6 protein-coding genes and 1 pseudogene are annotated in these 8,860 nt (G+C 71.8%); 2 read left to right on the top strand and 5 right to left on the bottom strand.

What is annotated here, in order from left to right:
- Positions 1–444 precede the first annotated feature (444 nt).
- Entirely contained in the window at positions 445–1,575 is a 1,131-nt protein-coding gene (locus ACFXGI_RS35960; RefSeq protein WP_384716341.1) for a tyrosine-protein phosphatase, read from the top strand.
- Positions 1,576–1,641: 66 nt separating this feature from the next.
- Here the strand turns inward: ACFXGI_RS35960 and ACFXGI_RS35965 are convergent, their stop codons facing one another.
- The 3 genes and pseudogenes from ACFXGI_RS35965 to ACFXGI_RS35975 all read right to left on the bottom strand — a co-directional run bounded on the left by ACFXGI_RS35965 (position 1,642) and on the right by ACFXGI_RS35975 (position 6,211).
- Entirely contained in the window at positions 1,642–4,203 is a 2,562-nt protein-coding gene (locus tag ACFXGI_RS35965; RefSeq protein ID WP_384716344.1) for a bifunctional FO biosynthesis protein CofGH, read from the bottom strand.
- A gap of 49 nt (positions 4,204–4,252) precedes the next feature.
- Positions 4,253–5,035 (bottom strand): SDR family oxidoreductase, encoded by a 783-nt coding sequence (locus tag ACFXGI_RS35970; RefSeq protein ID WP_384716348.1) that lies wholly within the window; start codon positions 5,033–5,035, stop codon positions 4,253–4,255.
- A gap of 133 nt (positions 5,036–5,168) precedes the next feature.
- Positions 5,169–6,211, bottom strand: a pseudogene (locus ACFXGI_RS35975) (PLP-dependent aminotransferase family protein).
- Between the two features lie 93 nt (positions 6,212–6,304).
- On the opposite strand from ACFXGI_RS35975, the gene ACFXGI_RS35980 reads away from it, so the two are divergent.
- Positions 6,305–7,156, top strand: coding sequence for a hypothetical protein (locus tag ACFXGI_RS35980; protein WP_384716351.1), 852 nt, complete (start codon positions 6,305–6,307; stop codon positions 7,154–7,156).
- Positions 7,157–7,351: 195 nt separating this feature from the next.
- Here the strand turns inward: ACFXGI_RS35980 and ACFXGI_RS35985 are convergent, their stop codons facing one another.
- Complete coding sequence (locus ACFXGI_RS35985; protein ID WP_030156708.1) at positions 7,352–7,564, bottom strand: DUF397 domain-containing protein; 213 nt, start codon at positions 7,562–7,564, stop codon at positions 7,352–7,354.
- A gap of 246 nt (positions 7,565–7,810) precedes the next feature.
- Positions 7,811–8,695 (bottom strand): helix-turn-helix domain-containing protein, encoded by an 885-nt coding sequence (locus ACFXGI_RS35990; RefSeq protein ID WP_384716354.1) that lies wholly within the window; start codon positions 8,693–8,695, stop codon positions 7,811–7,813.
- Between the last annotated feature and the right edge of the window lie 165 nt (positions 8,696–8,860).

Genomic DNA, 8,860 nt, shown 5'->3' on the forward strand with positions numbered 1-8,860 from the left:
GCGATGCGGGCCGTACCGCCGGCATCGGCGCCGCTCCCGGCTGAGGGACCGGCGCCGCTCGCGTGTCCGGGCCCGTTTCCGCTCCCGGCCCCGCTCCCGGCCCCGCCCGCGGGTTCGTCCCGGCCCGCCGGCCGCGGGCCGGTGCCGGGAACCGCCGGTGTGGAGTGCTTTTCGGTCGTCGTGTCGTCCATCGCGATCCCCCTGCCCCGCCCGGCATGTTCTGGCGCGCACTGTAATGGACACGTCTGATCGAATCCGGAACGAGGGCGTCGAGCAAGCCGTACGCGCGTGCAGAACGGCTGGAATCCGTACCACGATCCCTCGACATCTCGTTCACATCCGGCCCGAAACGACCGGCAGATACCCAGGTGGCGTGCCTTGATCGACAAGTGGCACGTTTTGCCACTCGCCTTGGAGCCGGTCGGTTCAGGCCATGTCTCGTTCATGCAGAGTTCTCCGGCGGCCAACAGCCTCAAGGGCATGAAGAAGGCACTCCTCGCCGCGACCGTCGTCGCCTCCGCGCTCACCGCTTCCCTGGTCGCAGCCCCCGCCGCCACCGCCGCCCCGGCCTCCACCGGGTGGGACCTCCCCTGGACCGGGCACCACCACAGCCGCACCTCCATACCCTTCACCGAGGCCACCGTCACCGCCGGCGCCGACGGCCGGTTCACGCTGAAGTGGAAGGCCCAGGGCGCCAAGCGGGTCGAGATCAAGGCGAACGGCAAGGTCGTCGCCAAGGGCGGCGCCCAGGGCACCGCCGTGGTGTCGGGGCTGCCCGCCGCCGACCGCCAGTGGTTCGACTTCGACCCCGACCGCGGTGCGGGCCTGCGCCTCGCCGACCGCCTCGTCAAGCTCGAAGGAGCGGTCAACTTCCGCGACGCGGGCGGCTACCGCACCACCACCGGCCAGTGGGTCAAGATGGGCGAGATCTACCGCTCCGACGCCCTCGACAAACTGACCGCCGCCGACCTGGCGAAGCTCCAGCGGCTGCGCGTCAAGAACGTCTTCGACCTCCGCATGGAGAGCGAGCGCACCGCGGGCCCCGACAAGGTCCCGGCCGGCGCCAAGTACACCGTCGCCGACGTCTTCGCGGGCTCCGGCTCCTTCCAGGCCCTGCCGAAGTCCCCGGACGAGGCCGTCAAGGCCATGGTCGACGCCGAGAAGGCGATGGTCGGCGGCGAGGGCGGCAAGAAGGCGTACGGCCAGGTCTTCGAGGGCATGGAGCGCGACCGCGACCGTGCCGTCCTCTTCCACTGCACCGCCGGCAAGGACCGCACCGGCTGGGCGAACGCCTCCCTGCTGACCGCCCTCGGCGTGCCGGGAGACACCGTCATGGCCGACTACCTGGCCAGCAACGACTACCGCAAGGCCGCCAACGACGCGATCCTCTCGCACCTGCCGGCCCCGCAGGCCGCCGTCTACAAGCCGATGCTCGACGTGCGCGCCGAGTACCTGGGCTCCGGCTACGACGAGGTGAAGGCGCGGTACGGCACCTTCGACCGCTACCTGAAGGACGGGCTCGGCCTCGACGCCCGCGAGCTGAAGCAGCTCAAGAAGGACCTCCTCGTCGGCTGATCCCCGGCCGCCACCACGAAGGGCCCGGCCGGGAGCCTCCCCCGGCCGGGCCCTTCGCGTGCGTTCTCAGTCCAGCACGGGCAGCAGTTCCGGCAGGTGCCCGTCCGAGGCGCGGGCCGCGTCCTGGCGCTCCTGCGGAACCTCCCCGTACAGCGTCGTACGGGCCTTCGCGGGCCGGCCCGCCGCCTCCGCGACCGCGACGAGGTCCCGTACGGACTTGTACGAGCCGTAACCCGACCCCGCCATCCGGGAGATGGTCTCCTCCATCAGCGTCCCGCCGAGGTCGTTGGCCCCCGAGCGCAGCATCTCGGCCGCGCCCTCCGCACCCAGCTTCACCCAGCTCGTCTGGATGTTGGTGATGTGCGGGTGCAGCAGGATCCTGGCCATCGCCGTCACCGCGCGGTTGTCGCGGACCGTCGGGCCGGGCCGGGCGATGCCCGCCAGGTACACCGGCGCGTTCGTGTGGATGAACGGCAGCGTCACGAACTCCGTGAAGCCGCCCGTCCGCTCCTGGATCCGGGCCAGCGTGCGGAAGTGCCCCAGCCAGTGCCGCGGCTGGTCCACGTGCCCGTACATCATGGTCGACGAGGAGCGGATCCCCAGCTCGTGCGCCGTCGTGATGACGTCGATCCAGTCCGCCGTCGGCAGCTTGCCCTTGGTCAGCACCCAGCGGACCTCGTCGTCCAGGATCTCCGCTGCCGTGCCCGGGATGGAGTCCAGCCCGGCCTCCTTGGCGGCCGTCAGCCACTCCCGTACGGACATGCCCGTCCGCGTGGCCCCGTTGACGACCTCCATCGGCGAGAACGCGTGCACGTGCATGCCCGGCACCCGCTTCTTCACCGCGCGCGCGATGTCGAAGTACGCGGTCCCCGGCAGGTCCGGGTGGATGCCGCCCTGCATGCACACCTCGACCGCGCCCACGTCCCAGGCCTGGGCGGCCCGGTCGGCGACCTGGTCCAGCGACAGCGTGTACGCGTCGGCGTCCGTGCGGCGCTGCGCGAACGCGCAGAAGCGGCAGCCGGTGTAGCAGACGTTCGTGAAGTTGATGTTCCGCGTGACGATGTACGTGACGTCGTCGCCCACCACCGACTTGCGCAGGTCGTCCGCGATCCGGCACAGGGCGTCCAGTGCGGGCCCGTCCGCGTGCAGCAGGGCGAGGGCCTGCTCGTCGGTGAGCTTCGTCGGATCGTCGGCGGCCTGCGCGAGCGCCGCCCGTACGTCGGTGTCGATGCGCTCGGGGACCATGCCGGGGGCGGCCGCCTCGCGCAGCGCCTCCCAGTCCCCGTAGACGTGGTCGAAGTCCTCGCGCCGGTCGGAGGTCCGGCCCTCGGTGTCGATGGCGGCGTGCAGGTCGGTGCGCCCGTACGAGCCGAACCCCTCCTCCGGCTCCTGCCAGGGACGGCCGACGACCTCGGCGTCCGGGTTCGCCAGGCCCGTGTGCGGATCGGCCAGGGCCCGTACGTGCGGCAGCAGCCGCGGGTCCAGCCACGGCTCGCCGCGCTGCACGAACTCCGGGTACACACAGAGCCGCTCGCGCAGCTCGAAGCCGGCCGCCGCGGACTGCTCGGCCAGTACGTCGATCTGCGGCCACGGCCGCTCGGGGTTCACGTGGTCGGGGGTCAGCGGCGAGACGCCGCCCCAGTCGTCGATGCCGGCGCCGATCAGGCGCGCGTACTCCCCGTCGACCAGGTTGGGCGGCGCCTGCAGGCAGCCGGAGGGGCCCATGATGTGCCGGGCGACGGCCACCGTGGCGACGAGGTCGTCCAGCTCGGCGTCGGGCATGCCGCGCATCGCCGTGTCCGGCTTGGCGCGGAAGTTCTGGATGATCAGCTCCTGCACGCCGTGGTACGAGCGCGAGACCCGGCGCAGCGCGAACAGCGACTCCGCGCGCTCCTCGTACGTCTCGCCGATCCCGATCAGCAGCCCGGAGGTGAAGGGCACGGAGGACCGTCCGGCGTCCTCCAGCACCCGCAGGCGTACGGCCGGCTCCTTGTCGGGGGAGCCGAAGTGCGGGCCGCCGGGCTCGGACCACAGGCGCGTGGCCGTGGTCTCCAGCATCATCCCCATCGAGGGGGCGACGGGCTTGAGCCGCTGGAAGTCGGCCCACGACATCACACCGGGGTTCAGGTGGGGGAGGAGTCCGGTCTCCTCCAGGATGAGGATCGAGACGGCCCGCACATAGGAGATCGTGTCGCTGTAGCCCGCCGCCTCCAGCCACTCGCGCGCCTCGGGCCAGCGCTCCTCGGGCTTGTCCCCGAGGGTGATGAGCGCTTCCTTGCAGCCGAGTGCGGCGCCGCGGCGGGCGATGTCGAGCACCTCGTCGGGGGACATGAACATCCCGTGGCCGGACCGGCGGAGCTTGCCGGGGACGGTCGCGAAGGTGCAGTAGTGGCATTTGTCGCGGCACAGGCGGGTCAGCGGGATGAACACGCTCTTCGAGTACGTGATGACGCCGGGCCGCCCGGCGGCCGCGAGGCCGGCGTCGCGGACCCGGGCGGCGGAGGCGGCGAGGTCTTCGAGGTCCGCGCCGCGTGCCTGGAGGAGTACGGCCGCCTCGGTCGCGTCGAGCGCGACGCCGTCGCGGGCCCGCCGGAGCGCCCTGCGCATCGCGTTGTCGGTCGGAGTCATGCGGTGAGCATACGATCCGACGCCAGGCCGCCGAGGAGGCTCGGATCCGTCATCTCATCAGCTCACCGGCGTTGACCAGCAGGGACTGGCCGGTTATCGCCCGTGCCCGGTCGGAGGCGAGGAACACGGCGGCGTCGGCGACGTCCCCGTCGGTGGCCAGGTCGGGCAGCGCCATCCGGTCGGTCAGCCGCTGGTGCACCTCGGCCTCGGGAACCCCTTCGGTGTGCGCGGTGAAGGTGACGAACGCCTGCACGGGCGGCCCCCACATCCACCCGGGTAGCACGGTGTTGACCCGGATCCGGTGCGGGCCGAGCTCGCGGGCCATGGAGTACATGGCGGAGGTCAGGGCGCCCTTGGAGGCGGCGTAGGCGGCCTGCTGCACCTCGTTGGGCGCGGCGACGGCGGACTGCGTGCCGATGATGACGACGGATCCGCCGCGCTCCTTGAGCCCGGGCAGGCAGGCCCGGGTCATCCGCAGCGTGCCCAGCAGGTTCACGTCGAGGATCTGCTGCCAGGTGCCGAAGTCGGCGTCTTCGAGCCCGCCGAAGTACGAGTCCCAGGCGGCGACGTGCACGACGGCGTCGATACCGCCGAACCGCTCCCGCGCGAGGGCGGCGAGGGCCGCGCACCGGGCCTCGTCGCCGATGTCGGTGGGCAGGTACGCGGTGTGCCGGCCGTCGGGGTCGATCTCGGCGGCGGACTTGGCGAGATTGGCCTCGGTCCGCGCCCCGAGCACGGCGTTCCCGCCGTCCCGTACGACGGCGGCGGCGACCTGGTGACCCAGCCCGGCCCCGACGCCGGAGACGATGACGGTCTTCCCTTGCAGCAGCATGCGCGTGCCTCCCGGCGCCGAGCCCTGTACATGACGGTGCGTCAGATTACGGGCGGGGCGCCGAGGAGGGAAGGGGGCGGATCGGGGCCGTCTCGGGCGGGCTCGGGTGCGGTCGGCGGTGAGGTCGGCCCCGCTACGGGGACGCCGGGGAATGGGCCTCCACCGCTCCGGCCAGGCGGGTCAGGCCCTCCGTGATCTCGACCGGGGTGTGGGTGGTGAAGGACGGGCGCAGGGTGCGGGGGTCCGGGCGGCCCGTGTGGAACGGGGCTCCGGGGACGTACGCCACGTCGCGGAAGACCGCCGCGGTCAGCAGGGCCGTCGCGTCCCAGCCCTCCGGAAGGCGGGCCCACACGCTGCGCGGGAGCTTCTCCAAGGTCATGGCCCCGGGGCTGCGACTGGGCCGGCTCCGCGCGCCCGCCGCGCTGCGGCGCGCGCCGTACGGTCCCGCGCCCCCGGGTGCGCCGCGAGCCACGGGACCTCCGTCCCCTCGTACCGGAGTCCCCCGTACGGGTCGTCCTCCACGAGCCGCAGCCCGCGCCTTGCCGCGATCTCGGCCACCGCCGCCCGCCGGGCGCCCGGCAGGGTGCGTCCCGTGGGGTTCTGGAACGCGGGCACCGAGTAGAGGAGTCTCGGCCGCTCCCGCGCCACGATCTCGTCCAGCGCGTCGGGCAGGATGCCCGCCCCGTCGCAGGGGACGGGTATCACCCGGGCCCCCGCCTGCCCGAAGCACTGGAGCGCCGCCAGGTAGGTGGGGTTCTCGACGAGGACGGCATCGCCCGGTTCGACGGGCGTCGCGGTGATCAGCGCGAGGGCCTGCTGGGACCCGGTGGTGATCAGTACGTCGTCCGCGCCGGTCACCAGTCCCCGGGCGCCTGCCCGCGCGGCCACCGCCTCGCGCAGCTCCGGCGCGCCCTCGGTGGTCGAGTACTGCAGCGCCCGGGCGGCCGATGCCGCGAACGCGGCGTCGTACGCGGCCCGCAGGCCCTCGGCGTCGAAGAGCTCGGGCGCGGGCAGACCGCCGGCGAAGGAGATCACGCCGGGGCGCGCGGTGAGGGCGAGGATCTCGCGGATCGGCGACCCGGCGACGGCGGTGGCGCGGGCGGCGAACGCGGGCGGGGGGAGGGTGGCGGTGACGGGCACGGTGCTCCTTCGGGGAGGCGGGTGCGCGCATCCCAGGCGCTGAAGCGTGTAGACGGCACTTGTATGTCAGGGTGTGGAACATCCCGCGAGGACTCGTCATCTGACGTTGCATCAGCTAGACCCTTGGGCATGACGACACACGAGCACCGCGAGGACACCCGGGCCGGGGACTACGCCGGCCTGGCGGCGGTGGGCCCGTACGGGGTCCGCCCCGGCCACGCCCTGATCACCATGGTGGAGCCGCACCCGGGCCACGAGTACGCGTACAACCGCTGGTACGAGGACGACCACTACTACGCCGGCGCCATGGCCATGCCCTGGATGTACGCGGGCCGCCGCTGGGTCGCCACCCGCGAGCTGCAGCAGCTGCGCTACCCGGAGAAATCGGCGGTGGCCCAGCCGGTCACCGCCGGGTGCTACATCTCCACGTACTGGGTCACCGAGGGCCGCTACGACGAGCACATGAAGTGGACGGTCGGCATCAACAAGCGGCTGAACCGGGACGGCCGCGTCTACCAGGACCGCACCCACGTCTTCACGGCCTTCCAGGACCACGAGGCCACGGTCTACCGCGACGGGGCCGCGGGCCCCCGGGACTTCCACGCCCTCGACCATCCGTACGCCGGCCTGGTCCTCCAGGTCGTCGATGCCGACGGCCCCGAACAGCGGGCGGAGCTGCTGGAATGGCTGCGCTCGCGCGCCCTGCCCAAGCGGCTGCACGGCTCGCCCGCGGCGATGGTCACGGTCTTCCGGCCGACCCCGCTGCCCGGTGACCGGATGACGTACGTCAAGCAGGTCGAGGGGGTCGACACCCGGCTGACGCTGCTGTGGTTCCTGGAGGCCGATCCGCGCACCTGCTGGGACCGGTTCCAGGGCCTGGACGCCGAGGTGGCGGAGGCGGGGCTGGGGCGGGTGGAGCTGGTGGCGCCCTTCATCCCGACGGTGCCGGGGACGGACCGGTACGTGGGGGAGCTCCGCTAGGCGGGGGCGGGGCGGGGGCGGGGCGGGGCGGGGACTGGGGCGGAATCCGGGTCCGGATCCGGACATGACCGAGCCCCCTCGGCCGGGACGGCGGGCCAGTCGAGAGGGCTTCAGTCAGAGGTGCGGGTGGTGCGGGTAATCCGGTCGTTTCGTGTGATGCAGAGGAGGGATCAGCGGGGCCGTACGCCGTGACGTTCAGACCAGGCGTCCCAGCCGGCCCTCGGTGACGTCGGCGACGAACGAGGTCCAGGAACCCGGCGCGAAGGTGAGGGACGGGCCGTCCTGAACCTTCGAGTCGCGGACCGCGATGGCCTCCACGACGGGGGACTTGACCTCGACGCAAGCGCCGTTTCCGCCGGAGTAGGAGGACTTGATCCAGTTGTCCGTGGCGCCCTGACGAATAGCCATGATTCTCTCCGGTTCAGCGAGTTGTGCCAGTGAGGTGTCGGCCATTTCGCTTCCCTGACCGACGTGATCGACGCTACCGGCACCTCTCGACGGGTGAAGGGGTCATTCACCCGACCGAGTGGCATATTCCATTCAGGACTTCTGTGGCCGGGGAGTGACGGTGTACCGTACCGACCCCCCTCGCCACCTGCCCGGTTTTCTCCCCTTTTACCTGCTTCCCGCTTCCCGGTTCCCGCTTCCCCGCTCCTACCTCCCGGCGCCCGCGTACTGCCCGATGATCTCGGCGATGAACTGACGCGTCTGCTCCACGTTGAGGGCCTGCGCGCGCAGGTGCTCGTACATCACGCTGTACTTCTGAACGTCGTTGGCCTTCTCCAGGTACAAATCGCTCGTCACGCCCTCGATGTAGACCACGGTCGAGTCCGATGCGTCCGGGAACTCCAGGATCGCGTACTGACCGTTCACGCCCGGATGGGCGCCCATCGAGAACGGCATCACCTGCACGGTGATGTACGGCTGCTCGGACTGCTCTATCAAGTACTCGAGCTGTTTGATCATCAGCTGCGGGTCCCCCACGTGGCGGCGCAGCGCGGCCTCGTCGATGACCGCCCACAGCCGCAACGGCCCGACGTCCGGATTGTTGTTGTCCGTTTCGGAGAGCCGTTTCTGCCGGTGCATGCGCACTTGCACGCGCTTCTCGACATCGGCCGGGGCGGTCTCGGGCAGCGCGCCGCGGATGAGGGCCTGGGCGTACTCCGGGGTCTGGAGCAGGCCGGGCACCATCTGGGGTTCGTAGGTGCGCAGGCTCGCCGCATCGGTTTCGAGGCCGATGTAGACGCTGTACGGGATGTCGCCGAAGGCGTGCCACCAGCCCTGCTGGCGGGAGTCCTTGGCCATCTGCATGAGGGAGTCGACGAGCCGGCGGTCCTCGACCTCGTACACGTCGCACAGGTCGCGGACGTCGCGCTGGCTGATGGAACGGCGGCCGTTCTCCAGCCTGCTGATTTTCGACTGGGAGACGAGCAGGCGTTCGGCGACCTGCTCGGCCGTCATGCCCTTGTCCTCGCGGAGCTTGCGCAACTCCATGCCCAGTCGGCGGCGTCGGACGGTGGGATTGACATTGGACGCCACGTGAACGGCACCTCCGCCTTCTTCTGTTCTGTCTCTCTGCGTGTCTGATGGTGAGCAGACTGCCACCGAAGGGCGGGGCGGCGCCGGAGAACGGCCCGGAAATGCAGACGCGCGGGACGGCGGGGCCGGCGGGCCCGCCCCCCCCCCCCCCCCGCCGGGGGCGCC

The sequence above is a fragment of the Streptomyces sp. NPDC059355 genome, assembly GCF_042752335.1.
Taxonomy (GTDB): Bacteria; Actinomycetota; Actinomycetes; order Streptomycetales; family Streptomycetaceae; genus Streptomyces.

Coding starts and splice junctions, on each gene's coding strand:
- ACFXGI_RS35960 (WP_384716341.1), top strand. CDS start 445: ATGCAGAGTTCTCCGGCGGCCAACAGCCTCAAGGGCATGAAGAAGGCA.
- ACFXGI_RS35965 (WP_384716344.1), bottom strand. CDS start 4,203: ATGACTCCGACCGACAACGCGATGCGCAGGGCGCTCCGGCGGGCCCGC.
- ACFXGI_RS35970 (WP_384716348.1), bottom strand. CDS start 5,035: ATGCTGCTGCAAGGGAAGACCGTCATCGTCTCCGGCGTCGGGGCCGGG.
- ACFXGI_RS35980 (WP_384716351.1), top strand. CDS start 6,305: ATGACGACACACGAGCACCGCGAGGACACCCGGGCCGGGGACTACGCC.
- ACFXGI_RS35985 (WP_030156708.1), bottom strand. CDS start 7,564: ATGGCTATTCGTCAGGGCGCCACGGACAACTGGATCAAGTCCTCCTAC.